The following is a 25,834-nucleotide window of genomic DNA, read 5'->3' as shown; positions in this document are numbered from 1 at the left end:
TGCGCGTCCGACTCGTTGAATCGACACGGCTACCAAAGGGGGCGTCGTGTCAACACCGAGATGGGACCCGGACTCGGGTCGCTGGGTGCTCGGGGACGAGTCGTCTCCGGTGCCCCGACGTGGGCGACGCCGATCGGCCGAGGTGATGGACCGGACAGGCGGCACCGACGAGCCCCCGGCCAGGGGTCTCTCGCCCGAGGACCTCGTTGCGGGGATCGTCTTCGCGCCCGCCCGGGAGCCCGGGGTCCGGTCGGCCGCGGGTCGTGCGCGTCGCCCGGACTCCCCCGACGACGGGGCGCCCCGCTCGCAGGCGATCACTGAAAGTGACGATTACGGTCGGCCGGGAGCGGGCCGGATCGACCGCGGACCGCGACCCGGGCGTCGTCGCGCACCGGAGGGTCCCGGAACGGACACCGTCCCGCCCGATCTGCACGCCGGGGGCGGCTACGCGACCGGGACGCCCCCGGACGACCTATGGGTGGGGGGTCGTCCGCCGACCGTGGCGGCGCTGCCCGGGCACGAGCACACCGGCCGTCCCCGCCGGGGCGGACGACGTCGCGCGCCCGACGGCGACGTCGTCGCACCGCCGCCGTCCGCCGGCGCCCGGTACGACATGGGCGGGGCCGGTGTCGCCGGTCGCGGCGACACCCCTGCCCCCCGGGCGGGCCACCACGGCGTGCCGTCCGCCGAGGCCCGGCCGATGGACCCCTACGACCTCGGTTACGACCCGCGCGAGCTCGATCTCGGCCCCGCTCCGGACGACGGCGGATCCGAGTACCCCGCCGCACCTGTGCCCGACGAATCCTTCGACGAGCCCCCGACTCGCGGACGTCGCCGCGCCGTCACCGGGGACACCCGTCGTCGACGGTGGCCGTGGGTGGCCGTCGTCGCTGCGGCCGCCGCGGTCGCGGTGCCGATCGGGTTCGCCGTGTTCGGCGGCACCGAGGACGAGACCCCGGCCGCGTGGCGGGAGGGAACGGTCGCGTTCGGAGCCTCGACCGGCGGCGGCCAGCCCGGCGTCGTCGCGGCCACCGACGCCGCCGTTGCCCCCTCGGCGCCCGCGGCGGCCCAGGTCACCTACCAGGTGACCGGGGCCGGCTCGGACGTGACGATCACCTTCGGCCGGGGTACCTCGGTGGCCCAGGTCTCCGGTGCGGACCTGCCGTGGGAGCGCACCGCCCCGGCTGCCGATGAGCCCGCCGACTACTCGGTCACCGCCGCCGGCGGGTCCGGCGAGCTGTCCTGCCGGATCCTCGTCGACGGCGCCGTGGTCTCCGAGCAGTCGGCCGACGGCGACTACTCGGCGGTCTCCTGCAACGGCGGTCGCTGACGGCAGGCCCCGCGCGCCCGGACGTGTGGGCCGGTTCCCTCGGGAGCCGGCCACACGGTTCGGGGGGACCTCAGTGCGGCGTGTCCCGGAACCGCTTCCGCGACGCCTCGAGCTCCGCCTCGGCCGCCGCCCGGTTCGCCCAGTCGGCGCCCTCGACGCTCTTGCCCGGCTCCAGGTCCTTGTAGATCTCGAAGAAGTGCTGGATCTCCCGCCGGTGGAACTCGGGCACGTGGTGGATGTCGCGCAGGTTCTCCAGGCGGGGGTCGTGGGCCGGGACGCAGAGCAGCTTGTCGTCGCCGCCCGCCTCGTCGGTCATCCGGAACATGCCGATGGTGCGCACGAGCACGAGGACGCCGGGGAACAGCGGCTCGCCGGTGGTGACGAGCAGTGCGTCGAGGGGGTCGCCGTCCTCCCCGAGGGTGTTCTCGATGAACCCGTAGTCGCCCGGGTACTGGGTGGCGGTGAACAGGGTGCGGTCGAGCCGGATCCGCCCGGACTCGTGGTCCACCTCGTACTTGTTGCGGCTGCCCTTCGGCACCTCGACCAGCATGTCGAACTCCACGGGTTCCTCCGATGCGTTGGGCGTCAGGTGAAGGAGATACACGCTCGCCCGCCGGGGCGCACCCCTGCGGAGGGACGGGGACCCCGCCGTGTTCAGACCCCGGGGCCGTCTCCGGCGACCTCGGACCACCCGGCCCAGCCGGAGAAGTCGAGGACCCCGGCCCGGGTGAGGTGCGCGGCGAAGGCGAACAGCGCGGGCGTCGCGGACGGGTGCACGTCGAGCGCCTCGCGCAGCTGCGCGCCGACGCACGGCAGGTCGGTGAACACCGTCAGCCCCCACACCGTGCAGACCGCACCGTCGGGGGACCGGGTCAGCGGCCCGAGCGCTCGCACCCCGGCGAGCAGGTCGGCGAGACGCGCGTGGTGCGCCGGTTCGGTCGCGTCGGCGGCCACCGCACCGCCGGCGGCCCACGCCAGGCCCTCGACGCGGTCGTCGGCGCGGTCGTCGACCCACGCCGCCCGCAGCGGCGCCGCGAACCGGGCGACGGACCCGGCGAGCGGGACCCGGCCGGTGACGTGGTCGTCGACGAGGGCGCGGTAGTGGGTGTCGGCGTCCATCGGGGCGAGGCTAGTTCGTGCGGTCCGTCTCCTCCCTCCGGTGGAGGCGCGAATCGTCCCCTGGACCGATTCGCCGGGCCGCGCCGACGGGCAGGCTCGCAGGTGTCTGTCCCCGAGCCACCGGCGAAAGGCCCCACGATGACCACCGAGAGCCCGGCCCTGGCCCGCCTGCGCGACGCCGTCGGCCGCACCGTCGCGGCCGGCACCGCCCGTGCCACCCTGCTGATGGACATGTCCGGGACCCGCGCCGTGGGCGAGGCGCTCCCGCGGCGCCGGCGCCCGCTCCCGGCTCTGGCGCGGGCCGTCCTGCGCCGGGTGCCGCGGCAGGTCGTCACCAGCGGAGTCCTCGACCTCACCCGGCGCCGCGCGATGGTGGGCCACGACCACATCGCGTTCGTGCAGATCGAGGACCGGGTCTGGAGCGGGCGGCCCGGCCGCAGGCTCGACCGGCTGGGCCTCACCGATCCCGGCCGGATCGTCACCCCGCTGGCGGCCTTCGACCGGCTCGCCGACGTCACCGAGGCCCACGACCACGGCGTCGTCGCCGACCGCGGCGAGCGGTGGCGACGCCTGACCGTCACCACCGGCGACGGCGAGCCGGGCGAGGTGTGGCTCGACGGCGCCCACGTGCGCCGGATCCGGCTGCCGGAGCAGCGCCAGGACTCGACGACGGTGACGCTCGACGCGTTCGGCACCGACGTCGACGACCGGGACTGGACCCGGCTGCCCGGCTGAGAGCCCGGGTCAGCCGGCGGCCGCGGTCATCCGCTCGTTGTCCCGGCGCACCGTGCGGGCGGCGAGGAACAGCCCCGCCGACGCGATCGCCATCGACAGCGGCACGATCACGGCGAGGGCCTGCCGCAGCCCGTTCGCCGCCGCGTCGGCCGGGCTCGCGCCCGCGGCGAGGGCGTCCGCGGCGAACGCGTCCGACAGGGCACCGGCGATCACCGGCCCGACCGCGCCGCCCAGCAGGTAGAACGCGGCGAAGAACACCGCCGTCGCCGTCGACCGCAGCCGCGGCCCGACGACGTCGGCGACGGCCGGGTAGGCCGAGGTGTAGTAGAGGTACTGCAGCAGCCAGCCGGCGCCGAACAGCACGACGAACGTGCCCGTCGCCTCCGGCCCCACGGACAGCGCGAACCAGGTCAGCGGGACCGACACCAGGGTCGCCACCGCGCCGACCAGCACCCGCGCACCCGTCGAGCGGCGGGCGGCCCGGTCCGACACCCAGCCGCCGACGAGCAGCCCGACCAGCCCCGTCACGCCGACGACGACGCCGGTCAGCACCGCTGCCCCGGTCAGGGACGCACCGAAGTAGCGCTGGAACAGCGGCACGGTGAACGTGTTGACCGAGTAGGCGGCGAGGTTCGCGCCGATCCCGGCGACGATCAGGAACCACATCGTCGGGACGGCCAGGATCCGCCGGAACGGCCGGTCGACCGGTGCCGGTGTCGCCTCGACCGTGGTCGTCGACGCCGGTTCGGACGCCCCGCGGCGGGGCTCGCGCACCAGGAAGAACCCGGCCGCGATGAGCAGCCCGGGGATCGCGGCCAGCACGAACGGGGCCCGCCACGTCCCGAACGCCTCGGCGATCGCACCGACCGAGAAGTAGGCGAGCACGAGCCCGACCGGCAGCCCGAGCTGGAACAGCCCGAACGCCCGCGCCCGCTTCCCCGCCGGGTAGAGGTCGGCGATCGTGGAGTTCGCGGCGGGCGCGTAGCTGGCCTCGCCGATACCGACGCCGACCCGCATCAGCAGCAGCGAGACGTAGTTCCAGGCCGCGCCGCTCGCGGCCGTCAGCAGGCTCCACGCGACGATGCCCCACCCCATGATCCGGGCCCGCGAGCGGTGGTCGGCGAGGCGCCCGAGGGGGAGCCCGCACAGGGCGTAGACGACGGTGAACGCGGCGGCCAGGACGCCGATCTGCAGGTCGGAGAGCCCGAACTCGAGCTTGACGGGCTCGGCGACGATCGCCGGGACGGCCCGGTCGTAGAAGTTGAACGTGTTGGCGGCGAACAGCAGCGCCAGCACCCGGCCGGCGTTGGGGGCCTTTTCGCCCTGCCCGGTGGGCAGGAAACGTTCCCGTTCGGTCGTCATGTGACCCCCGGTCCTCGGCGTGGACGCGTCGTTGCGGCCACGCCGGTCAGACTGCCCGACGGGGACGAATCCGTCACCGTCCGCGGCTCACGCCCTGGTCGGAGTCACCACAAGCGACCGGGTCCGGGCCGCGGTGTGGTCGGCCGGGCGCAGCCCGACGGCGCGCCGGGAGCGCGCCGAGGCCACGGCGAGCACCGTCGCGGCGGCGACCAGGGTCACCGGCACGGCGACCACTCCGGCCGGGAGGACCCGGTGCAGCGAGCCCGTCGCGGCGACGGCGAGCACGAAGACCGCGATGCGGGCTCCGGCGCCGGGGTTCCAGCTGCGCCCGGCCGGGTCGACCATGCCCGACACCCAGTTGGTGACGACCCCGGTGAAGTAGTTGGTGGGAGTGCCGGCCGGACCGATCCGGCGCAGCGCCGCCCCCTGCAGCCCCATCGCCAGCGTCGCCGTCCCGATCATCGGCTCCACGGGGAAGGCGTGTCCCGGCCCGCCGAGCAGCCACGCGAGGCCGAACGCGGACAGGACCGCGAGCTCCAGGCCGAGCGTGACACCGACGGCGCCCCGGGCCGGAAGCCTCCGCTCGGCCAGACCCGCCGTCACGGTGCCGGCGACCAGGCCCAGCACGTAGCCGCCCAGTGCCCAGGCCGCGGGGGCGAGCGCCGCGACCGCCCCCAGCCCCCGGCCGAGCGCGACGAAGCTGCCGGTCATGGCGCTGACGACCACGTCGTGGAACGCCGTGAACGAGGCCCCGTCCAGGGCGCCCGCCGCCGCGGCCAGCAGCAGCGGTACCGCCGCGAAGATCCGGGTCGTCCGCTTGTCATGATCTGTGGTGAGCACGGCGGCAGCATTCGGCCGTTCGGCCTAAGGGGACGCTAAGCGGCGGGCAATGATCAGCTCGCCGCCCGGCCGAGTCCCCGCCCACCCGGCCTGCGCGGTGTGCCGAGGACTCGGATGGTTCGATCACCCCATGCTGCGTGCCGAGCGGACGAGCGTATGGCGCCGCGACTACGAGTTCACACTGGACGGCGCGCCGGTCAGCACCTTCAGCTCGCACTGGTGGCGCTCCGGCGGGCAGATCCAGGTCGAGGGCCGCGAGTACCGGATCGGATCGACCGTCTGGGGCAGGACCTACACGATGACCGACTCCGCGGGGACCGTCGTCGCCACGGCGGAGCGGGCTGGTCGCAAGCACTGGACCGTCACCGCCGACGGCCGGTCCTACCGCTTCCGCCGGGCCTCGGTGTGGAGCTCCGAGCAGCACCTCGTCGAGGGCGACCGGACCGCCGGGACGATCCGGAGGTCGAGCTGGTGGCGCGGCGGGGCCGAAGCGACCTTGCCGGGTCTGAGCCTGCCGGCGCAGCTGTTCGTCGTCGCGGTCGTGCTCTCGGTGTGGGAGCAGCAGAACGCGGCCGCCGCGTCGAGTGGGGGAGGCTGAACCGGAGGGCGAGTGTCCGGACGGATCTGTCCCCGGCCGGCGATGCCGGCACGTTGCCCGCTCCGGGTCAGGACGCCACGACGCTCGCCGCCCGGAACGTCTCGCCCGGCATCGCGCGGCGCAGCTTCCAGGTGATCGCGATCGGCTTGCTGCCCTGGTGGGAGACGTACCGGCAGGCGCCGAGGCACAGGAACGGCGCGCCCGGGCCGATGTCGTCGCCGGGGGAGTCCCGGACGAACAGCACCACGTGGCTGCCCTGCTCGGCGTGGGTCAGGTAGCGCCGGCCCGTCCCCGTCTCCGGGGAGGCCGCGTTCTGCGACTCCCAGTGGAACAGGTCGGGCTGCAGCGCGAAGTCCCGGTACATCGTGGTGGGGGAGAAGTCCCGCTCGGTCTTGTGCAGGTTGACCAGCAGCGCGTCGACCCGCGGGACGTCGGCCCAGACCACGCCGGTCGCATGCCCGGATGCCTTGCGGTCGAAGGAGGCCCAGTCCAGGGCGGCCAGGATCTCCTCGCGCCGGTAGTGCGCGTGGCTCTGCAGCGGCACGTTCTGCAGCCCCTCGCCCAGCGAGCGCGGCAGGTGCCGGGCCTGGTCGAGCGTGTACGCGGTCAGCTCGCGGATCTCGGCGCAGACCGCGGGGTGGCGGCGCAGGTGGTCGACCCCGGCCTGGTAGCTGTCGAACCCGCCGCGGTCGGGCCAGAGCTGGAAGAACAGCATCCGGGCCAGCCGCTGCTCGCGCGCGGTCAGCTCGGCGTAGCCCGGACCGGCCGGGTCGGCGACGCGGGCGTAGACGGCGGCCCGCTCGGGGTCGTCGACGTGGGTCAGCATCGCGAGCCGCCGGAGCAGCGCGGTCTCGTCCGGTCCGGTGGCCGGGACGGCCAGGCCCGCGTCGCGGCGGAGCGCCGTCCAGGAGCCCTTGCTGCGGTAGACGTCGGCCAGCTCGCCGCCGGACTCGTGCAGGTAGCGGGCCAGGGCCGACTCGCCGTGCGAGCGGACGTCGGCGATGAGGTCCCTGCGGGACAGGCGTAGCCGGCTGCGCACGTTGTCCAGCACGATGTCGCGGGCGACCGGGTCCAGCACCATCGCCGAGCCGGACGGCAGGAACGGGAAGCCCTCCTCGACGTCGCGGACGACCCCGGCCCGGCTGCTGCCGGTCAGAGCCCGGAAGCGCAGGTCGAAGCGGAACTCGCGGCGGTGCTGGCCGATGAGGTCCAGGACGGTGAGCACCGCCTTGTCCGGAGCGCGTCGCAGCCCGCGGCCGAGCTGCTGGAGGAACACGGTCGCGCTCTGGGTGGGGCGCAGCAGCAGGACGGTGTCGACCTGCGGCACGTCGAGCCCCTCGTTGAACACGTCGACGGCGAACAGGCAGTTCACCCGACGGTCCCGCAGCCGCCGCAGGGCGCCGTCACGGTCGTCGCGGGCCGTCTGCCCGGTGACCGCCTCGCTGGTGATGCCGGCCGCGGTGAACACCCGCGCCATGTACTCGGCGTGCGCGACCGAGACGCAGAACCCGAGCGCCCGCATCGCGGTCACGTCGGTGACCTTGGCACGGGTCTCGCGGACGACCTTGGCGGCGCGGGCGTCGTTACCGGTGTAGAGGCCGTCGAGGGAGACGGTGTCGTAGCTGCCGCGCTTCCACTCGATCCCGGTGAGGTCGACGTCGTCGGCGACCCCGAAGTAGTGGAAGGGCACCAGCAGGTCCGCCGACAACGCATCCCACAGGCGCAGCTCGGCGGCGGTACGCCCCTCGAAGAACAGGTCACGGACGTCGACGCCGTCGGAGCGTTCGGGGGTCGCGGTCAGACCCAGGAACTCGGCGGGCCGCAGGTGGTCGAGCAACGCGCGGTAGGTGGGCGAGGCCGCGTGGTGGAACTCGTCGATCACGACGACGTCGAAGTGGTCGGGCGGGATGTTCTCCACCCCGTAGGACGCCAGTGACTGCACCGAGGCGAACACGTGGTTCCAGCGCTGCGGGCGATCCCCACCGACGTAGGTCTCGCCGAAGGCGCCGTCGGCGAGCACGGTGCGGTAGGTGCGCCGGGACTGGTCGAGGATCTCCTTGCGGTGCGCGACGAACAGCAGCCTCGGGTGCGCGTGGCGCAGCCGCGCGTAGTCCAGCGCCGCGACGACGGTCTTGCCGGTCCCGGTCGCGGCGATGACGAGGTTGCGGTGCCGGTCGTGCACCTCGCGCTCGGTCGCGAGGGCTTCGAGGATCTGCTCCTGGTGCGGGAACGGGCGGACCTCCAGCCCGGACAACGGGGTGGTGTCGTCCTGGTGACGGCCCAGGGCGTCGGCGAGACGCTGCGAGTCGGCGGGCAGGTCCGGGTCGTAGGAGACGAAGTCGGGCGCAGCCCAGTAGGAGTCGAACGTCGAGGTGAACTTGCGGATCAGCTCCGGCGTGGCCACCGAGGACAGCCGGACGTTCCACTCCAGACCGTCGACCAGCGCGGACCGCGACAGGTTCGAGCTCCCGACGAACGCGGTGTCGAAGCCGGACTCCCGGCGGAACAGCCACGCCTTCGCGTGCAGCCGGGTGGTCGCGCTCGCGTAGCTGACCCTCATCTCGGCGCCGTGCCGCCGGACGAGCTCGTCGACCGCCCGCTGCTCGGTGGCGCCCATGTAGGTGGTGGTGATGACCCGGAACGGGACGCCGCGCTCGTGCAGCACGTCGAGCTCGGTCTCCAGCAGCCGGATGCCGTGCCAGCGGATGAACGCGCACAGCAGGTCGACACGGTCGGCGCTGGACAGCTCGGACTGCAGCGCGGTGTGCAGCTTCGGCTCGCCGGCGGCGTTGGTGAACAGCGCCGCGTCCGACAGCGGGGTCAGGGGGCGCCGGACCTCGTGCACCCCGGGGGCGATCTCCCGGGTGAGCGCGATGAGCTGCTGCAGGTCGGCGGAGAGTTGCTCCTCGCGCTCGACCTGGGCGAGCAGCCGGTTGACCAGCGCGACCCGCTGCTCCGGGTCCCGGGCGGCCAGCGCCTGCTCGACGACCCCGGCCACGTGCCGGGACAGCACCCGCGGCTGGGTCGCCTCCTCGACCTCGTCCCAGCGCGGGGTGAGGTCGCCGACGGCGGCGAGGGCGGTGTCGAGCCGGGCGGTGCGCAGACGTTCGTGCGCCCCGGCGCGCAGGGGTTCGCTCACGCCGTCAGCGTGCCGGGTGACCCCGGCGGACACGCGGCCGTCGCGCATCGTCGCCGGCCAGCCGGCGTGTCATCCCGTCGTCCCCTCCCCGGCCCGCACGCCGGTCCCGCCGCCCACCCGCGGGGGCCAGGAGGCACGCCGCGTCCGCACCCGCACCCCGTCGGTGACCCGGCCGCCCGACAGGTCCCCCGCGCGCAGGCAGAAGTGGGTCCACATGTGCAGCTGGATCTCCTTGCCGACCCGCAGCACGTCGAACACCAGCGCCGAGGGCCGGTCCCCGGGCCGCGACCACGTCTCGATCCGGAACGCGACGTCCCGACCGGTGTCGTGGGCGGAGAACTCGATCTGCCCGGCCTCCAGGTGCCCGGCCAGCGTCGCGAACCGGAACGAGGTCGCGTCGCGGTGCACCACCCGGACCGGCCCGTTCCACGGCGCCGGCATGTGCACGACGTACTCGTCACCGACCGCGACCTCGCCGAGCCGCCCGCGCTTCTTGCGGAAGGTCACCACCTCAGACGGTGCGGCACGGTCGAGGTCGGCGCACACCCGGCCCATCAGGGCGGCGGCGTCGAGGCCGCTGTCCCGGACGTCGACGGTGAACACCCGGTGCAGCAGGGGACCCGAGCCCTCGCCGACGGTCTTGAGGTGCGCGTCGACGAACTCCTCCGGCAGCGCCGGCGGGAGATCGGAGGCGTCGCCGGTGTCCTCGGCGCGGTCGACGTGCGGGAGGCGTCGCAGGTAGCGGGTGGCGGTGAGTGCGAGGCCCGCGGGGTAGCGGAGCACGGCCCCGGCGCGGGCCACCGGGCCCGGCTGGGGGGTCGGCTCCGAGCGCCGCGCGGTGGTGAGCCGGGTCCGCCCGGCGTAGTGCTCCACCGCTTCGACCAGCCGTTCCGGCTCGGCGACGGTCACGGTGACCCCGGGGTGGCGCAGCGCACCGAGGGGGTCGAGCGCCGGGACGGGGCGGTGGAACCGGATGCACGCCCCGCGCTCGGTGGCGCTGCCGAAGGTCACGCCCCGATCGGCGAGCGACAGCCGAGCCCCGAGGGCCTTGGCCGCCCGGAACGGGCCGGTGACCTGGGCGCCCGCGAGGTTGCGGACCGGCGTGACCAGCGAGAAGTGGCCGAAACGGACCCGCAGGCCGTCGTCGTCGAGGTCGACGTGGGCGTCCGTGGGGTCGCACACCCCGAACGGCAGCAGCGCCGCGCCGAAGCGCGGGTCGAGGTCGAACGGGTGGCGTCGTGGCGACGCGGCGAAGTCGGGCACGCCCGCGGGTACCCGCTGCACCCGGATCGACGCCGGTCGTCCGTCAGCCCCGCGCCCGCTTCATGATCACCACGACCTCGAGTGCCTGCCCGTTGCCCGTCGAGGGCACGAGGGTCCCGACCGCCTCCCACCCCTGCGAGCCGAGCTCGTTGAGCTCCTGCTCCATCCCGGGGTAGTCGAAGCCCTTCCAGCCGAGCTTGTACTTCAGCACCTTGTGTTCGAACATCGGTCGTCCTCTCCGTTCAGTGGTGGTCAGGTCAGGGGGTGGTCCGCAGCAGCGCCGCGAGGCGGACCAGGACGTCCACCTGGGCCGGGTTGTAGAGCTCCCGCATCGCCGCGCTCGTCGTCTCCGCGAGGACCTGTGCTCCCCGCGGGGCGTCGTCGTCCGGGCCGACCAGGCCCGGGTGGGCCTCCCGTATCCGGCGCACGTGCGGCGCCATCCGCTCGGCGAGGCCGGCGCGGACCTCCTCACCGGAGTCGGCGGGCAGGCGGTCGAACTCGCCGTCGGTCGGGTCGGCCGGCAGGTCGCGCAGCAGCTCGCCGTAGGCGGTCAGCTTGCGTGGCCCCATGAACCGGCTCATGAGCAGCATCACCGACCGGTCGGACTCGGTCAGCGCGGCCGCCTGCGCCGGCGCCATGGCCACCGGCAGGTCCGCCGGAGCACGTCGGTCGATGATCGTGGCGAGCTCGAGGCGGGCCCGCTGCAGCCGTTCGATCGTGGCGGCGAGCTCGGCGTCGAGCGTGCGCAGCGCCTGCTCGGGATGGTCGCCCTCGTCGAGGGTGTCCGCGATCTGCGGCAGCGAGAAGCCGAGGTCGGCCAGCCGCTTGATCCGCAGCAGCCGCACGAGGTGCTCGACCCCGTACTGCTTGTAGCCGTTCGCCCGTCGTGCGGGCTCGGCCAGCAGCCCCACCTCGTGGTAGTGCCGCACCGCCCGCAGGCTGGTGCCGGCCAGCTCGGCCACCTCCCGGGTGCTCCACGTCATGGGGTGAGCCCACACCGTGCCGTCGCGGCACGGTCAAGCCGGCAGTGACCTGAACCACACGACGGGCCCTCGGGCTTGAGTGTGCCGTGGCGGCACGGCCTTCCCTCGTTGCAGCACATCACGACGAGGGAGGACGGCATGACCATGACCGAGCCGCAGCACGACCGGACCCGCGACCGCGCCACCCCGAGCCTGCTCGACCAGATGGGCGGGACCGCGGGGTTCGTCTACTCGACGATCCCGGTGATCGTGTTCGTGACGGCGAACGCGTTCCTGTCCCTGCCGCTGACCATCGGCATCGCCGTCGCGACCGGCCTGGCCCTGTTCGGGTACCGGCTGCTGCAGCGGGAGAAGTTCAGCTCGGCGGTCGGCAGCCTGCTCGGCGTCGCGCTGGCGGCCGGGATCGTCGCCTGGACCGGGTCAGCGCGCGACTTCTTCGTGATCGGCATCTGGGCCTCCCTGGCCGGGTTCGTCGTCACGGCCGGGTCGCTGCTGGCCCGCCGGCCGATCACCGGCGTGATCTGGAACGCCGTCCACGGGGGCACGCACCCCTGGCGCTCGACGCCCGCGGTCCTGCGCGCCCACGACCTCGCCACCGGTGCCGCGGCGCTGGTGCTCGGCGCGCGGTTCGGGATCCAGCAGTGGCTCTACGTCGCCGAGGCGACCGGCGGGCTGGGCATCGCCCGGGTCGCCATGGGCACACCGCTGACCGTGCTGGCCGCGCTGGTGGTCGTCTGGGCGTTCCGGCGCAGCACCAAGGCCCTGGTCCGGTGAGCACGCTGCGACGCAGCCCGGCACTGTGGCTCGCCGCCTACGGGCTGACCCTGCTCGGCGGCGGGATCATGGCGGCGGTCCTGCCGCTGCTGGTCCTGCAGCGCACCGGGGACGTGCTGGCCGCGGGCGTGCTGGCGACGGTGACGACCACGGCGTCCGCGCTGACCGGGCTGGTCTCGGGGCTGGTCGTCGACCGCGTCGACCGCAGGTTGGTGACCGTCGTCGCCGGGGTCCTGGGGGCCGCGGTGGTTGCGGCGCTGCCGGTCGTCGACGCGCTGTGGGGGCTGGGCATGACCGCGTTCCTGGTGCTCGGGGTGCTGGGCGCGGTCGTGCGGGTGCCCGCGATGACCGCGCAGGAGGTCCTGCTCCCGGCGCTGGTCCGGCTCGACCCGCGGCCGGGCCGCCTCGACCGGCTGATCGCGCTGCGCGAGAACCTGGCCAACGTGCTGCTGCTGGCCGGCCCGGCGATCGGCGGTCTGCTGGTCGCGCTGGCCGGCCCGGCGTCGACGGTGCTGGTGGTGACCGCGTCGACGAGCCTGCTCGCGGCGCTGACCGCGGCGCTGCTGGACCCGCGGGCCGGACGGGTCGAGGGGGTTCTGCGCACCGCTCCGGGGGGTGCGGTGCGCAGGGCCGTGCGGGATCTCGCGGCGTCGTGGGTGTTCCTCGCCGGGCAGCGGCTGGTGCTCGGGGCGACGCTGGTGTCGGCGGTGCTGGTCGCCGTCATCGCGGCCCTGCAGACGACGCTGATGCCCGCCTACTTCACGGCGCTGGACCTGCCCGCGCTCGCCGGGCTGACGCTGAGTGCGCTCGCCGCGGGCGGGCTGGCCGGCTCCGTGCTGTACGCGGCGCTGGTGAACCGGGTGCGGCGCCGGACCTGGTTCGTGGTCGGGATGCTCGGCTTCGGCACCGGTTTCGCGCTGGTCGGGAGCCTGGCCTCACCGTGGGTGGTGCTCGGCGCCGCCGCGCTCGTGGGGTTCACCAACGCCCCGGTCGGCGCGGTGCTCGGGGTCCTCACCATCGAGGCCACCCCGGACGCCCTGCGCGGCCGCGTCCTCGGGGCGCAGAACACCCTGCTGCTCGCCGCGCCCGCACTGACCGCGGCGCCGGTCGCGGCGCTGGCGTCCGCCGTCGGCCTCGGCGCCGCCGGGATCGCGCTCGCCGCGGTCGCGGTCGGCACCGCGCTCGTCGCGCTGGTGGCGCCCGCGTTCCGTGACCTCGGTGAACCGGGTACGGGCGACGCCGCCGCCCCGGCCCCGGCGACGGCGGGTGCCCGGTGAGCCGACGGCTGTGGCCGCTGCGCCGCCACCGGACCCCGACCGCGTTGTGACCGCCGTCCCGACCGCCGCCCCGACCCCGGAGACCACCATGGCCCTGCCCGACCGGATCCCCGCCCGTGACCTGCTGCGGATGCCCGACCGCACCGCCGCCACGATCTCCCCGGACGGCACCCGCATCGCCTTCCTGGCCCCGTGGAAGGGACGCCTGAACGTGTGGGTGTCCGATGTGGATGGCAGCGGCGAGCGCTGTGTCACCGCCGACGAGACCCGCACCGTGCTCCGCTACCTCTGGACCGACGATCCCCGCTTCCTCCTCTACCTGCAGGACACCGGCGGCGACGAGAACTGGCACGTGTTCCGCGTCGACCTGACCGCGCCGGACGCGCCCGCGGTGGACCTCACCCCGTTCGAGGACGCGACGACCTTCGGCCTCGAGCAGCGCCCGGAGCGGCCCGGGACGCTGCTGCTGCAGAGCAACGCCCGCAACCCCGTGGAGTTCGACCTGTGCGAGCTCGAGGTCGCGACCGGGGAGATGACGGTGCTCGCGCAGAGCCCCGGCGGCGGCGACGGCTGGATCCTCGTCGGCGACGAGCTGCTGCGCGAGACCCTCACCGCGGACGGCGTCGCGCAGGTGTGGCGCGGCGACGACCTGGTCGCGACCGTCGACGGTGACGCCCATCCGATCGGCGTGTACCCCTACGAGCCGACCCCGGACGGCACCGGCATCTGGGTCGGCACGTACGGCGACGGCGACCGGCTGCACCTCGGCCGGCTCGACACCACCACCGGCGAGGTCACCGAGGTCGACCGGCACCCCGAGCACGACATTGACATCCGTGCCCAGATCTTCCCCAGCCTGCCGCCGGCGCTGATCCGGCACCGGGCCACCGGGGAGCTGCTCGGCGTCCGCTACCTCGGGGCGCGTCAGGAGATCCGCGCGGTCGACCCCGGTTTCGCCGAGATCCTCGACGCGCTGCGCGGCCTGTGCGACGGCGACCTGTCCGGCGTCTCCGGCGACGTCGACGGGCGCCGCTGGGTGGCGACGTTCGCCCACGACCGCGACCCGCAGACGTGGTTCCACGACCACGCCACGGGGGAGTCGCGGCTGCTGTTCCGGCCGCGCCCCGACCTCGACCCGGCACAGCTCGCACCGATGGAGACCGTCACGATCACCGCCCGCGACGGCCGGGACATGCTCGCCTACCTGACGCTGCCCGTCGGCGTCGCACCCGAGGGCCTGCCGCTGGTGCTGATGCCGCACGGCGGGCCGTGGTCGCGGGACTGGTGGGGCTTCGACGCGAGCGTGCAGCTGTGGGCGAACCGCGGCTACGCGGTGCTGCAGCCGCAGTTCCGGGGGTCCTACGGGTTCGGTCGCGCCCACATGGAGGCCGCGGTCGGGGAGTTCGCCGGCGCCATGCACGACGACCTGATCGACGCCGTCGACTGGGCCGTCGCCCGCGGGTACGCCGACCCGGACCGGGTCGCGATGTTCGGCGGCTCCTACGGCGGTTACGCCACCCTGGTCGGGGTCGCGTTCACCCCGGGCCGGTTCGCCGCGGCGGTGGAGTACGTCGGCATCTCGAACCTGGCGGACTTCCTGCGCACCGTGCCGGAGTTCACCCGGCCCGGGCTGGTCAACAACTGGTTCCGCTACGTCGGCGACCCGGCCGACCCGGCGCAGGAGGCGGACATGCTGGCCCGCTCGCCGATCACCCGGGTCGACGACATCCGCACCCCGCTGATGGTGGTGCAGGGCGCCAACGACGTCCGGGTGGTGCGCGCCGAGTCCGACAACCTCGTCGCGGCGCTGCGCGGACGCGGGGTCGACGTCGACTACCTGGTGTTCGACGACGAGGGGCACGCCATCGTCAACCCGGAGAACCTGGCCACCATGTTCGAGGCCGCCGACCGCTTCCTCGCCACCCACCTCGCGCCCCGCGCGGACCGATGAGTCCGCACACCCGGCGCGGTCCACCCCGGTGGACCACCCACCCCGCCGGAAGGACCCGTCCATGACCACCCCCGAGCTCCTCGAGGTCACCGCCTGCCCCACCGCCGTCGTCCGCGGCACGGTCCCGTTCACCGACCTGCCCGCTTTCTTCGACCGCGCCTACTCCGTCCTCCCCGGGACCGTCTCCGGGCAGGGCGTGACGGTCACCGGCCCGGCGTTCGCGCTGTACCGGGGGCCGCTGACCGCGACCGCCGACCTCGAGACGGGGTTCCCCACCGACCGCGAGGTCACCCCGGACGGCGACGTCGTCGCCGGCGCGTTGCCCGCCTGCCGGGTGGCCCGCGTCGTGCACGCCGGTTCGTTCGACGGGCTCGGCGCCGCCTGGCAGCGGCTGGGGGAGTGGGTCGCCGCGCAGGGCCTGCGCGGCGGCGACGTGTTCTGGGAGGTCTACCTGACCGAGCCGTCGCCGGACATGGACCCCGCCGACCTGCGCACCGAGCTGAACATGCCGGTGATCTGACCGGAGCGGCACCGGTGGGCAGGAGTGGGACCGCGGATCGCGGGTAGGCGTGGTGCGACCCTGTCGCCGCCGCAAGAGGACGTGTTCGTGACCGATACCGCCGCCGTGGTCGCCCAGCTCCGTGTGCTGGAGCAGCTGACCCGCACCGAGAACCGGATCGCGCGCCTGCGCACCGTGCAGGCCCGCACCGACGAGACCCGCCGCGAGCTCACCGACAACGCCCGCCGCGCCGAGGACCGGCTCGGCCGCATCCAGGACGCCCTGCGCGAGCTCGACGCCGTACCCGACCTGGTCGGCGCCGTCGGCGGCCGGATCCTCGCGTTCGTGAAGAGCCAGGTCGAGCAGGCCCAGCGCTTCGACGAGGCGCTGCTCGGCGACCTCGCGCTGGAGCGGCAGCTGCAGGACCGCGCCCGCTATCTGCAGGCGCTGACCGTGTCGGGGCCCGACCGGGTGCACCGCCTCGCCGGCGAGCTCGTCGAGGCCCACACCGAGACCGTCGAGTGGCTGACCACCGTGCTCGCCGAGGAGGCCGTCGGCGGGCCCGCGCCGCTGCGGGCCACCCCGCTGCAGGTCGTGCGCGGCGCCGTCACCGACGTCGTGCGGCTCCCGGCCCGCCTCGGCGCCGTCGGCCTGAACCGGGCCGGGCACGAGCTGACCCGGGCCGGGGAACGGGTGCGGCGCACCGCGTCGGCACTCGGCGACGGCGCCGACCGCGCCGGGCGCGACGCCGCCGACGTCCTCGGCTCCGGGCTGGACGCCGCCCTGGAGCGCGCCGAGGACATCGCCCGCCGCGAGCGGGCCGGCGATGCCGCCCGGGCGCTGCACGACACCCGCCGGGCCCGCGGCGCGCTCGGCGCCGGCGAGCTCCCGGTCGACGGCTACGACGACCTGTCCGTCCCCGACGCGGCCCGCGCCGTCCGCGAGCTCGACACGCCCGAGGACGTGCAGGCCGTGCTGCGCTACGAGGAGCAGCACAAGAACCGGGCGGGCGTGCTCACCGCGGCCCGCACCCGGCACGCCGAGGTGGCCCGCGAGACGGTCGCGCACTGACATGGCGCCCATGCTCCTGACCCCGCCCGGGGTCTACCGGCCCCAGTCGGACTCGCAGATGCTGGCCCGCGCCGTCGCCGTCTCCGGGCGGGCCCGTGGGGCGGTGCTCGACCTGGGCACCGGCACCGGGACCGTGGCGCTCGCCGCGGCCCGCTGCGGTGCCGGTGCGGTCACCGCGGTCGACCTGTCACGGCGCGCCGTGCTCGCGGCACGGGTCAACGCCCGGCTGCACCGCACCGCGCTGACGGTGCACCGCGGTGACCTGTTCGGCCCCGTCGACGGCCGGCGGTTCGACCTGGTCACCGCCAACCCGCCGTACGTGCCGTCGCACACCGACCGGCTCGTCCGGTACCGCCGGGCCCGCAGCTGGGACGGCGGCCGCGACGGCCGTGCCGTGATCGACCGCATCTGCGACGGCGTCGCCGCCCACCTCGGACCGGGCGGCGCGCTGCTCATGGTGCACAGCGCCGTCTCCGGGGTGCAGGCCTCGCTGGACCGGCTCGCCGCGGCCGGGCTCACCGTGCGGGTCGCCGACCGGTCCCGGATCCCGCTCGGCCCGGTGATGCGGGCCCGCACCGCGCTGCACGAGGCCCGCGGCCTGGTCGAGCCCGGCGCCGCCGACGAGGAGCTCGTGGTGATCGAGGCCGTCCGTGGGTCGTGAGACCGGCGCCGGCCCCGCCCGGGTGCGGCTCACCGACGACGGCCCGGTCCTGGTGACCGGCCCGGTGGAGGTCGAGCTGCCCGACGGCACCCGGGTGACGTCGCGGCGCCCGGTCACCGCGCTGTGCACCTGCCGGCGCACCCGCCGTCCGCCGTTCTGCGACACCAGCCACCGCACCCGCGTGCGACAGGAGGACCCGACGTGACCGCACCCCCGCACCCGGGCACCGGGACCGCGCCGCTGCCGGCGGCGCGCGGCCCGCTGTCCGGCGCCGTCCTGGCCCGGCTGGGCGGCGACCCCGCCGCGCTGCCCGCCGCGGGCGATGCCGACCCGTGGGGCGAGGACCTGCACCTGGCCCTGCACTGCTGCTACGAGCTGCACTACCGCGGCTTCGCCGGGGTCGGCGACGAGCACGAGTGGGACGTGGCGCTGCTCGGCCTGCGCGTGGCGCTGGAGGACCGGTTCCTGGCCGCCCTGCGTGCTGCGGTCCCGCCCGGCGACGACGTCGACGCGACCGTCGCCGAGCTGCTCGTCGAGCCGGTCGGGCCGGGCGCGGAGACCGGCGTGACCCACCACCTGCTGCGCCGCGGCGAGCTGTGGCAGCTGCGCGAGTACGTCGTGCACCGCTCGATCTACCACCTGAAGGAGGCCGACCCGCAGGCCTGGGTGATCCCACGGCTCCCCCCGGCCGCCAAGGCGGGCTTGGTCACCGTCGAGCACGACGAGTACGGCGCGGGCGACGCCGCGGGCATGCACGCCGTGCTGTTCGCCGGCATGATGCGCGACCTCGGCCTGTCCGACGCCTACGGCGCGCACGTCGACGCCGTCGGTGCCGAGACCCTCGCCGAGGTCAACTTCATGTCGCTGTGCGGGCTGCGGCGCAGCCTGCGCGGCGCGCTGGTCGGGCAGTTCGCGCTGGTCGAGCTGACCTCCTCGCCCGGATCGGAGCGCCTGGTCCGCGCGATGCGCCGGCTCGGCTGCGGCCCCGCCGCCCTCCGCTTCTACGACGAGCACGTGGAGGCCGACGCCGTGCACGAGCAGGTCGTGCGCCGCGACGTCCTCGCCCCGCTGCTGCGGACCGAGCCCGGCCTGGCCGCCGACGTCGTGTTCGGGATCCGGGCCGCCGGGCTGCTCGGCGACCGGCTCGGCGGGCACGTGCTGGCCCGCTGGGCGGCGGGGGAGCCGAGCCTGCGCCGGCCGCTCGACGACGGGCCGGGCCGGTGACCGCCGCCCCGGTCGAGCTGGAACAGGGCTCCTTCTGGGACGACACCGACGAGCTGCGCGCCCGCCTCGCCGAGCCGCTGCCGCGGATCCCGCCCTGGTTCGGCTACGACGCGCTCGGCTCGGAGCTGTTCGAACAGATCACCGAGCTGCCGACCTACTACCTGACCCGGTGCGAGCGGGCGCTCCTGGAGCGGTACGGCACCGACATCGCGGCCCGGCTGGGCTGCCCACGCGTCGCCGAGCTCGGGTCCGGGAGCGCGAAGAAGACGCGGCTGCTGCTCGAACACTGCTCGGCGGCCCGGCCGACGACCTACCTGCCGATCGACGTGAGCCGCGAGATGCTCGTGCTCAGCGCCGAACGCATGGCGGACCTGCCGGGGCTGACCGTCACCGGGCTGTGGGGGCGTTACGAGGCCGGCCTCGACCGGCTGCGCGACGACGGCGGCGCCCCGGTGGCGGTGCTGTTCCTCGGCGCCAACATCGGCAACACCACGGCCGACGAGCGCTCCGCGCTGCTCGCCCGGATCGGCGCCACGCTGCGCCCCGGCGACGCGCTGCTGGTGTCCGCGGACCTCGTCAAGCCCGCCGCGGTGTTCGAGTCCTGCTACAACGACCCGCCCGGACACGACGCCTTCGCCCGGTTCCGGCTCAACCACCTCGACCACCTGGCACGCCGGTTCGGCGGGAGCGTCGCCCTCGACGCGGTGCACCCGGCGGCGCACTACGACGCCGCCGCCGACGTCGTCGACGGGCGGCTGTGGGCGCGCCGGGACCAGACCGTGGTGCTGCCGGGCCTGGACCGGACGCTGGAGCTGCGTCGCGGCGACAGCCTCAACGTCGGGTTCTCGGCGAAGTTCGAGCCCGACCGGCTGCGCACCGACGTGGCCCGGCACGGGTTGCGGGCCGAGGCCGAGTGGGTCGACGACGAGCACCGCTACGGGCTGTTCCTGTTCCGTCGGGACTAGAGCACCAGGACGACCTTGCCGGTCACGTGACCCTGTTCGACCAGGGCGAGCGCCGCCCCGGCCTCGGCCAGCGGCCGGACCTCGCGCACCAGCGGGTCGAGCTCCCCGGCCGCGACGAGGGCGGCGAGCGCGTCGAGCACCGCGGTGCTGCGGTCGCGGGTGACGTCGCGGCCGCCCAGCTGCGCGACCAGCGGCTTGTCCGCGATCGAGTACAGCGTCGCGGGCGGGACGAGCCCGGCCACCGCGCGCAGGGCGTCGCCGCCGACCAGGTCCAGGGCGCCGTCGACGCCGCCGGGCGCGGCCGCGCGGATCCGGTCGGCGACGCCGTCGCCGTAGGCCACCGGGACGGCGCCGAACCCGGCGAGCAGGGCGTGCTTGCCGGGGCTCGCCGTGCCGACGACCGTCAGCCCACGGCGGCGGGCCAGCTGCACCAGCGGCAGGCCGACCCCGCCGCCCGCCCCGTTGACCAGCAGCGTCGCCCCGGCGGGCAGGTCGAGGTTCGTGAGGGTGTCCCAGGCGGTGCCCGCGGCGACCGGCAGCGCCGCCGCCTGCTCGGGCGAGACCTCCGGCGGGCGGTGCGCGGCGAACCCGGCGGTGACCCGCGCCCGCGGCGCCCAGCCGCCCTGCATGTCCGGGCAGCCGCCGAACACCTCGTCGCCGGGGGCGAACCCGGTGACGCCGTCGCCGACCTCCAGCACGGTCCCGGCGACCTCGCGGCCGAGCACCGCGGGCCCGGCGACGCCGTAGTCGCCGTCGCGCATCCGCCAGTCGCCCGGGTTGACCCCGGCCGCCCGGACCCGCACGAGCAGCTCACCCGGCCCGGGCCGCGGCTCTGCGACCTCGACGAACCCCTGCTGCTCCGGGCCACCCGCCGCCACGAACCCGTACCCGCGCACCCGCCACCTCCGTGATCGGTCCTGGGCGCCCACGCTACGTCCGGCGGGCCCGGGATGCGCGAAGATCACGATCCGGTATACCGTTAGCATATGCAACGGACTGTGCCGACCGCGTCCGACCGCCTCCTCCGGGCCCGTGACCGGTTCGTCGCCTCCGACCCCGGCCTCGTCCGGCTCGTCTCGGCGGTCCGCGCCGTGCTGGCGATCGCCAGCACGCTGGGTGTGGAGTACCTCGTCGCGACGACGACGGGCACCCCGCCGCTGGTGCCGATGATGCTCGGGGCGGTGGTGGCGATGCTGGCCTCGTTCGGGATCGTCGACGCCACCCGCGCCGGGCAGGCGGTCACGCTGTGCTTCCTGGCCCTGTCGATGCTCGCCGGGATGGGCGTGGCGCTGCTCGTCGACCGGAACCGGCTCGCGTCGCTGACCGCGTTCGTCGTGGTGGTGTTCGTCGCGGTCTGGGTACGCCGCTTCGGGCTGCGGTACTTCGTGTGCGGCATGGGCGGGTTCATGGGCTACTTCTTCGCCCTGTTCCTGAGCCTGCGTCCGGAGATGCTGCCGGGGGTCGCGTTCGTCGTCGCGGTCGCGATCGTCTGGGTGATGCTGCTGACGCTGGTGCTGCTCCCGATCCGCAACGACCGGGTGCTGCGCCGGATGCTGCGCTCGTTCGAGGCGCGGCTCGCCGGTCTCGCCGGGACCGTGCTGGCCCTCGACGGGCACGCCCCCGGCACCGCGGAGCGGGGGCGCGCCGAGGCCCGGCTGGCGAGCCTTCTGGTCCGGGTGAACGAGGCCGCGCTGGTCATCGACGGGCAGCTGGGGACCCCGGCCGCCGTCGCCGACGACGACGCCGCCCGGATCGTCCGCCGGGGGGTGTTCGACGCCGAGCTGGCCGTCACCGCGCTGACCCGGGTCGGCCCCGGCACCCTGGACTGCGACGACGCCCGCGCGGTCCTCACCGCGCTGCACGGCGGCCGCTGGGACGCGGTGCGCGAGCGGGCCGGACGGGTCGCCGACCGGGTGGCGGCCCCGGGTCCGCGCCGGCTCGCCGTCGACGCCACGGTGCTCGCCGACGCCCGTGCCGACTGGACCGCCGCCCTCGACACCGCCCCGGAGGGCGCCCTCGACACCGCGCCGGAGGGAGGTCCCGCGACGGTCGGGGAGGCAGCCGCGTTCGCCCCCGCGGTCCAGCTCTTCGCGGGCAACCTGCCCGGCTCGGCGGGCACGGTGACCCGGCTGCACCGCCCGCCGGACCCCGGCCGTCCCGCCTCGCGGCTGTCGCTGACCACCCGCCAGGCCGTGCAGGTCGCGGTGGCCACCGCGGTCGCGATCGCGGTGGGCGACGCGCTGTCCGAGCAGCGCTACTACTGGGCGGTGCTGGCCGCGTTCATCGCCTTCACCGGCACCGCGACCGTCGCCGAGACGGTGCGGAAGGCCGCGCACCGCATCGTCGGCACCATGATCGGCCTGGTCGGCGCGATCGCGCTGGTGCCGGTGCTGGGACCCGACGTCGCCGTGGTGCTGCCGGTGATCCTGCTCAGCATCTTCGGCGCGCTCTACCTGTTCCGGCTCTCCTACGCGCTGATGATCTTCTTCATCACGCTGATGCTCGGCGAGCTCTACGCGCTGCTCGGCACCTTCACGGTGGACCTGATGGTGCTGCGCCTGGAGGAGACCGTGGTCGGCGGTCTGATCGGCTGCGCGGTGTCGGTGCTCGTGCTGCCCACTCGCACCCGGTCCGCCGCCGAGGAGGCCCGCCGCGGGCTGCTCGACGCGCTGGCCGAGCTGCTGGGCACGGTCGACCGGGCGCTGCGCCGGCCCGGCCCGTGCGAGGACCTGCGTGCCGGGGCGCGCGCACTCGACGCCGCGCTGCATCAGACGCTGCTGCTGGGGCGTCCGCTGACCCGGACCTGGCTGGGCTCCACCCACCGCGACGTCGTGCACGGGCTGACCGCCTGCACCGCCGTCGCCGAACACGCGCGGCGCCTGGCCCGCTCCGCCGAAGGGGTGTCGGGGACCCCGGCGCTGACCGCGGGCTGTGCGCGCCTGGCGCAGCTCACCGCGGACGCCGTCGCCGGGCGGCCGGTGCCCGCGGGCAGCTGCGCGGCCGTGCTCGACCTGCTGATCGGCCCGGCCGGCGGGACCGGACGCGGCGCCGCGCTCGCCCGCGAGGCCGGGCTGCTGGCCGCCGAGCTCCCGGCGCTGCTGGAGACCGGCGAGAACGGGCCCGCCCCGGCCACGGTCGGGCGGGTCCGCGGACCCGACGGCGCACCCGCCGCGGCGACGGTCACCGTCGTCGACGGGGCGGGCCGTCAGCTGGACCGCGTCACCACCGGCGACGACGGCGGGTTCGCCGTCCGCGTGCCGGCCGGGACGCACCTGCTCGTCGCCGCACCGGCCGTCGCCGGGCCCGCGCCCTTCGGCGAGCACGTGCACCTGGGGCCGGGGACGGTGCTGCCGGACGTGGTGCTGGCCGCGCCGGCGTCGCGCCCGGTGCCGGTCACGGCGCAGGGGCCCGCACGTGGTCCGGCGCGGGTCGTCGGGCGGCGCGGCTGCCTCACCCACGGCTGACCCGCGACCCGCGGCCGGCCCGGTCAGCCCTGCGACTCGCAGCCGATCCCGTCGGAGTCCGCGTCCAGGCGGTGCCGGTCGGTCCCCACGACCCGGAACGGCCCGCCGGACAGGTCCCCGCAGTTGAGGTCGGTCGCCGAGAGCGGCACGCAGGGGGTGTAGTTCGAGTCGCAGCCCCCGCCCGCCGGAGCGGCCGCCGGGGCGACCGGGGCCGGGGCGGGCGCGGCGGCGGGACGACGCTGCTCGGCGGCGGCGTCGCGGGCCGCCTGCTCGGCGGCGGCCTCGGCGCGGGCCGCCTCCTCCCGGGCGACGCGGTCGCGCTCGGCCTGCTCGGCGGCCAGGCGCTGTGCCTCCCGCACGTCCGAGGCCTGCTCGGCGAAACGGACCTGCAGTGTCCGGGCGTCGTCGGAGGCGGTGTCGAGGACCCCGGTCAGACGGGCCCGGTCGAGCTCGGACAGCACCGCCCAGGCCACACCCGCCCGGTGTGCCCGGACGTCGGCGTCCAGCCCCGCCAGCACGGTCAGCGCGTCGACGGCCTCCCGGCCCGCGGCGTCGAGCTGCGCCGGGTCCGGCGACGGCGACGACGCCCGCTGTGCCAGCCCCGCGACGGTGCCGCGGGCCCGCTCCACCTGCGCGGGGACGGTGCAGGACACCGTCGTCGCGTACAGCCCGCGGCCCGCTGCGCGCGCCTCCTCCTGGGCCTCGGTGACCTCGTCGAGGTAGCGGTCGTTGCCGCCGACCACCATCGCGGTGCCGAGTCCCTCCCGGGCGAGCTCGGCGTTGACCAGCCGGCCCCCGGTGTCGTGCACCCCGGCCAGGGTGCGGCCCCAGCCGTCGACGCGCTCGTCGTCGTAGGACAGGTCGACGGTGCTGCCGACCGGGATGAGCGCGGCGAGCCGGGCGGCCGCCTCCGGGCCGAGGCACTGGACGGTGGAGTCGGGATCGACGGTCTCCGGGGTGTCGATGTTGAGCAGCCGGACCGTGGTGCTGCGGCCGTCCAGGGTCGCCTCGAACGTGTCGCCGTCGACGATGCGGGTCACGACGGCCTGGTCCGACCCGCCGCTCGCCACGAGTCCCACACCCGCGACGGTCGCGGTGACCGCGACCACCGCGGCGATCATCTTCCCGAGCACGACCCACCCCTGTTCCCGTGCGCGCCTGCGCGCATCGGACCGATCCGACGGTGCACACGGCGCATCGCGAAACGGACGGGGGCGTTATCGGTCGGCCGGGCCGATCCCCACTACTGATGATCGCCGGCGGTGGGCCCGGTTCAGCCGTCCCCACGCTCTGCGGCGAGGGCCTTCCCGGCGCGCACGAGCACGTCGAGCTGGGCGCGGTTGTACAGCTCCCGCATCGCTCGGCCCAGGGTCTGCTCCGCCCGCTGCTCACCGACGGGTGCGTCGGTGTTCGGCGCGACCAGGCCGGGATGGGTCTCGTAGAGCGCGCGCATGTAGGGCACCATCCGGTCGGCGAGCTCCTGGCGGGTGGCCTCGTCGGCGTCGGCCGGGAGCGTGTCGAACCGGTTCTGCGTCGGGTCCGGGCGGGCGTCGGCCAGCATGTCCGCGACGGCCTGCAGCCGCTCCGAGCCCAGCACCCGCGGAAGGACGAGGGTGAGCGACCGGTCGGCCTCGGACATCGGCTGGTCGGCGGCCGCGGCGAACTCGGTGGGCAGGTCGGTGGGCGCGGCACCGTCCAGGATCAGGGCCAGCTCGGTGCGGGCCTGCTGCAGCCGCTCGATGGTGTCGGCCAGCTCGGCGTCGAGCGCGCGGGCGGCCTCCTCCGGATGGGCGTCGGCGTCGTTCATCTCGGAGATCTGGCCCAGCGAGAACCCGAGGTCGACGAGCCGCTTGATCCGCAGCAGCCGCACCAGGTGCGCGACCCCGTACTGCTTGTAGCCGTTCGTCCGCCGCTCGGGCTCGGCCAGCAGCCCGATCTCGTGGTAGTGCCGCACCGCCCGCAGGCTGGTGCCGGCCAGCTCGGCGACCTCACGGGTGCTCCAGGTCACGACCGTCCCCCCCCGTCCGATTCCCGCTCCTGGCTCCACCTTGCCGTATCCGTCGCCGCACCGTCCCGTGTGGGCATCGGGGGCCGGGCGAGCCGGCCGCGGGATTGTGCCGCCACGTCTCGGGTAGCTCACCCGGGTGCCGAACGAGCTCGACGACCTCGCCGCCCGTATCTCCGACCTCGCCTCGTCGGCGGGCCGGACCGTCGCGGTGGCCGAGTCGCTCACCGGGGGGATGGTGTCCGCCGCACTGGCCGCGTCCAGCGGCGCCGGCGAGTGGTACCGCGGCGGTCTCGTCGCCTACTCTTCGCAGGTCAAGCACGATGTGCTGGACGTCCCCGACGGCCCGGTCGTCGACCCCGACGCGGCCCGGGTGATGGCCGAACGGGTGCGCAAGCTGCTCGGCGCGGACATCGCCGTCGCCCTCACCGGCGCGGGCGGCCCGGATCCGCAGGACGGTCAGGATCCCGGCACGGTGTTCCTCGCCGTCGCCGACGGGCACACACCGAGGTCGTCCGCCGGGTCCTGACCGGCGAGCCGGTCGAGGTGTGTTCCGCGGCGGGCCGGGAGGCAC

General features: G+C 75.4%; 25 protein-coding genes. 14 read left to right on the top strand and 11 right to left on the bottom strand.

What is annotated here, in order from left to right; genetic code table 11:
- Window positions 1-478: 478 nt before the first annotated feature.
- Window positions 479-1,330 carry an MmpS family transport accessory protein gene (locus MTO91_RS18885; protein WP_379673902.1) on the top strand — a complete coding sequence of 284 codons (852 nt, stop codon included), beginning with the start codon at window positions 479-481 and terminating at the stop codon, window positions 1,328-1,330.
- A 70-nt stretch (window positions 1,331-1,400) separates the two neighbouring features.
- On the opposite strand, the gene MTO91_RS18880 is transcribed toward MTO91_RS18885, so the two are convergent.
- Both MTO91_RS18880 and MTO91_RS18875 read right to left on the bottom strand, forming a co-directional pair.
- Window positions 1,401-1,892 (bottom strand): inorganic diphosphatase, encoded by a 492-nt coding sequence (locus MTO91_RS18880; RefSeq protein WP_379673901.1) that lies wholly within the window; start codon window positions 1,890-1,892, stop codon window positions 1,401-1,403.
- A 92-nt stretch (window positions 1,893-1,984) separates the two neighbouring features.
- Complete coding sequence (locus MTO91_RS18875) at window positions 1,985-2,449, bottom strand: DUF3632 domain-containing protein (protein ID WP_405416033.1); 465 nt, start codon at window positions 2,447-2,449, stop codon at window positions 1,985-1,987.
- 138 nt (window positions 2,450-2,587) lie between these two features.
- Between MTO91_RS18875 and MTO91_RS18870 the strand changes: the two genes are divergently transcribed.
- Window positions 2,588-3,184, top strand: coding sequence for a hypothetical protein (locus tag MTO91_RS18870; RefSeq protein ID WP_476652132.1), 597 nt, complete (start codon window positions 2,588-2,590; stop codon window positions 3,182-3,184).
- Window positions 3,185-3,193: 9 nt separating this feature from the next.
- Here MTO91_RS18870 and MTO91_RS18865 read toward each other — a convergent pair whose 3' ends face one another.
- Together MTO91_RS18865 and MTO91_RS18860 are read right to left on the bottom strand one after the other, a co-directional pair.
- Window positions 3,194-4,546, bottom strand: coding sequence for a spinster family MFS transporter (locus MTO91_RS18865; RefSeq protein WP_476652131.1), 1,353 nt, complete (start codon window positions 4,544-4,546; stop codon window positions 3,194-3,196).
- Between the two features lie 87 nt (window positions 4,547-4,633).
- The gene (locus tag MTO91_RS18860) at window positions 4,634-5,386 is read right to left on the bottom strand and encodes a DUF1275 family protein (protein WP_476652130.1); all 753 of its coding nucleotides are present in this window, start codon (window positions 5,384-5,386) and stop codon (window positions 4,634-4,636) included.
- A 130-nt stretch (window positions 5,387-5,516) separates the two neighbouring features.
- On the opposite strand from MTO91_RS18860, the gene MTO91_RS18855 reads away from it, so the two are divergent.
- A complete protein-coding gene (locus MTO91_RS18855; RefSeq protein ID WP_357547258.1) occupies window positions 5,517-5,984 on the top strand; it encodes a hypothetical protein in 468 nt (155 codons plus the stop codon).
- Window positions 5,985-6,051: 67 nt separating this feature from the next.
- On the opposite strand, the gene MTO91_RS18850 is transcribed toward MTO91_RS18855, so the two are convergent.
- The 4 genes from MTO91_RS18850 to MTO91_RS18835 form a co-directional block, all read right to left on the bottom strand.
- A complete protein-coding gene (locus tag MTO91_RS18850; RefSeq protein ID WP_476652128.1) occupies window positions 6,052-9,123 on the bottom strand; it encodes a DEAD/DEAH box helicase in 3,072 nt (1,023 codons plus the stop codon).
- A gap of 69 nt (window positions 9,124-9,192) precedes the next feature.
- Window positions 9,193-10,407 carry a DUF1990 family protein gene (locus tag MTO91_RS18845; RefSeq protein ID WP_476652126.1) on the bottom strand — a complete coding sequence of 405 codons (1,215 nt, stop codon included), beginning with the start codon at window positions 10,405-10,407 and terminating at the stop codon, window positions 9,193-9,195.
- A 22-nt stretch (window positions 10,408-10,429) separates the two neighbouring features.
- A complete protein-coding gene (locus tag MTO91_RS18840) occupies window positions 10,430-10,612 on the bottom strand; it encodes a DUF4177 domain-containing protein (RefSeq protein WP_208826080.1) in 183 nt (60 codons plus the stop codon).
- Between the two features lie 31 nt (window positions 10,613-10,643).
- A complete protein-coding gene (locus MTO91_RS18835) occupies window positions 10,644-11,369 on the bottom strand; it encodes a MerR family transcriptional regulator (protein WP_251786528.1) in 726 nt (241 codons plus the stop codon).
- Window positions 11,370-11,507: 138 nt separating this feature from the next.
- Between MTO91_RS18835 and MTO91_RS18830 the strand changes: the two genes are divergently transcribed.
- From MTO91_RS18830 to MTO91_RS18790, 9 genes are all read left to right on the top strand, one after another.
- Window positions 11,508-12,143, top strand: coding sequence for a DUF3159 domain-containing protein (locus MTO91_RS18830; RefSeq protein WP_100878273.1), 636 nt, complete (start codon window positions 11,508-11,510; stop codon window positions 12,141-12,143).
- Window positions 12,140-13,420 (top strand): MFS transporter, encoded by a 1,281-nt coding sequence (locus MTO91_RS18825; protein ID WP_357439729.1) that lies wholly within the window; start codon window positions 12,140-12,142, stop codon window positions 13,418-13,420. The genes MTO91_RS18830 and MTO91_RS18825 overlap by 4 nt, the downstream gene beginning before the upstream one ends.
- Before the next feature lie 46 nt (window positions 13,421-13,466).
- The gene (locus MTO91_RS18820; protein WP_476652123.1) at window positions 13,467-15,371 is read left to right on the top strand and encodes a S9 family peptidase; all 1,905 of its coding nucleotides are present in this window, start codon (window positions 13,467-13,469) and stop codon (window positions 15,369-15,371) included.
- Window positions 15,372-15,432: 61 nt separating this feature from the next.
- Window positions 15,433-15,891, top strand: coding sequence for a GyrI-like domain-containing protein (locus MTO91_RS18815; protein ID WP_476652122.1), 459 nt, complete (start codon window positions 15,433-15,435; stop codon window positions 15,889-15,891).
- Between the two features lie 87 nt (window positions 15,892-15,978).
- Entirely contained in the window at window positions 15,979-16,941 is a 963-nt protein-coding gene (locus MTO91_RS18810) for a DUF8129 domain-containing protein (RefSeq protein WP_476652120.1), read from the top strand.
- Window position 16,942: 1 nt separating this feature from the next.
- Window positions 16,943-17,602, top strand: coding sequence for a HemK2/MTQ2 family protein methyltransferase (locus tag MTO91_RS18805; protein WP_476652118.1), 660 nt, complete (start codon window positions 16,943-16,945; stop codon window positions 17,600-17,602).
- Window positions 17,592-17,807, top strand: coding sequence for a CDGSH iron-sulfur domain-containing protein (locus MTO91_RS18800; RefSeq protein WP_073577251.1), 216 nt, complete (start codon window positions 17,592-17,594; stop codon window positions 17,805-17,807). Before MTO91_RS18805 ends, MTO91_RS18800 begins: the two co-directional genes overlap by 11 nt.
- Window positions 17,804-18,826 carry an iron-containing redox enzyme family protein gene (locus tag MTO91_RS18795; RefSeq protein WP_251786521.1) on the top strand — a complete coding sequence of 341 codons (1,023 nt, stop codon included), beginning with the start codon at window positions 17,804-17,806 and terminating at the stop codon, window positions 18,824-18,826. The genes MTO91_RS18800 and MTO91_RS18795 overlap by 4 nt, the downstream gene beginning before the upstream one ends.
- A complete protein-coding gene (locus tag MTO91_RS18790) occupies window positions 18,823-19,791 on the top strand; it encodes an L-histidine N(alpha)-methyltransferase (protein ID WP_357439715.1) in 969 nt (322 codons plus the stop codon). Before MTO91_RS18795 ends, MTO91_RS18790 begins: the two co-directional genes overlap by 4 nt.
- On the opposite strand, the gene MTO91_RS18785 is transcribed toward MTO91_RS18790, so the two are convergent.
- Window positions 19,788-20,687, bottom strand: coding sequence for an NADP-dependent oxidoreductase (locus tag MTO91_RS18785; protein ID WP_476652116.1), 900 nt, complete (start codon window positions 20,685-20,687; stop codon window positions 19,788-19,790). The genes MTO91_RS18790 and MTO91_RS18785 overlap by 4 nt on opposite strands.
- Window positions 20,688-20,777: 90 nt before the next feature.
- Here MTO91_RS18785 and MTO91_RS18780 point away from each other — a divergent pair, with 90 nt between their 5' ends.
- The gene (locus tag MTO91_RS18780; protein ID WP_476652114.1) at window positions 20,778-23,255 is read left to right on the top strand and encodes an FUSC family protein; all 2,478 of its coding nucleotides are present in this window, start codon (window positions 20,778-20,780) and stop codon (window positions 23,253-23,255) included.
- 23 nt (window positions 23,256-23,278) lie between these two features.
- On the opposite strand, the gene MTO91_RS18775 is transcribed toward MTO91_RS18780, so the two are convergent.
- Together MTO91_RS18775 and MTO91_RS18770 are read right to left on the bottom strand one after the other, a co-directional pair.
- Window positions 23,279-24,388 (bottom strand): thermonuclease family protein, encoded by a 1,110-nt coding sequence (locus MTO91_RS18775; RefSeq protein ID WP_405416069.1) that lies wholly within the window; start codon window positions 24,386-24,388, stop codon window positions 23,279-23,281.
- Between the two features lie 140 nt (window positions 24,389-24,528).
- On the bottom strand, window positions 24,529-25,263 hold the full coding sequence (locus tag MTO91_RS18770; RefSeq protein ID WP_405416071.1) for a helix-turn-helix domain-containing protein: 735 nt from the start codon (window positions 25,261-25,263) through the stop codon (window positions 24,529-24,531).
- Window positions 25,264-25,399: 136 nt separating this feature from the next.
- Here MTO91_RS18770 and MTO91_RS18765 point away from each other — a divergent pair, with 136 nt between their 5' ends.
- Complete coding sequence (locus tag MTO91_RS18765) at window positions 25,400-25,789, top strand: CinA family protein (protein WP_405416073.1); 390 nt, start codon at window positions 25,400-25,402, stop codon at window positions 25,787-25,789.
- The last annotated feature ends 45 nt before the right edge of the window (window positions 25,790-25,834 follow it).

The organism is Pseudonocardia sp. 2-7, from assembly GCF_056341085.1.
Note: the sequence above shows the minus strand (reverse complement) of the source record. Positions and strands in the feature narration are given on the sequence as shown.

What these genes read in the sequence shown, in the direction of transcription:
- MTO91_RS18875 (WP_405416033.1), bottom strand. Translation starts at nt 2,449, where the DNA reads ATGGACGCCGACACCCACTACCGCGCCCTCGTCGACGACCACGTCACC.
- MTO91_RS18870 (WP_476652132.1), top strand. Translation starts at nt 2,588, where the DNA reads ATGACCACCGAGAGCCCGGCCCTGGCCCGCCTGCGCGACGCCGTCGGC.
- MTO91_RS18865 (WP_476652131.1), bottom strand. Translation starts at nt 4,546, where the DNA reads ATGACGACCGAACGGGAACGTTTCCTGCCCACCGGGCAGGGCGAAAAG.
- MTO91_RS18855 (WP_357547258.1), top strand. Translation starts at nt 5,517, where the DNA reads ATGCTGCGTGCCGAGCGGACGAGCGTATGGCGCCGCGACTACGAGTTC.
- MTO91_RS18840 (WP_208826080.1), bottom strand. Translation starts at nt 10,612, where the DNA reads ATGTTCGAACACAAGGTGCTGAAGTACAAGCTCGGCTGGAAGGGCTTC.
- MTO91_RS18835 (WP_251786528.1), bottom strand. Translation starts at nt 11,369, where the DNA reads ATGACGTGGAGCACCCGGGAGGTGGCCGAGCTGGCCGGCACCAGCCTG.
- MTO91_RS18830 (WP_100878273.1), top strand. Translation starts at nt 11,508, where the DNA reads ATGACCATGACCGAGCCGCAGCACGACCGGACCCGCGACCGCGCCACC.
- MTO91_RS18815 (WP_476652122.1), top strand. Translation starts at nt 15,433, where the DNA reads ATGACCACCCCCGAGCTCCTCGAGGTCACCGCCTGCCCCACCGCCGTC.
- MTO91_RS18805 (WP_476652118.1), top strand. Translation starts at nt 16,943, where the DNA reads ATGGCGCCCATGCTCCTGACCCCGCCCGGGGTCTACCGGCCCCAGTCG.
- MTO91_RS18780 (WP_476652114.1), top strand. Translation starts at nt 20,778, where the DNA reads ATGCAACGGACTGTGCCGACCGCGTCCGACCGCCTCCTCCGGGCCCGT.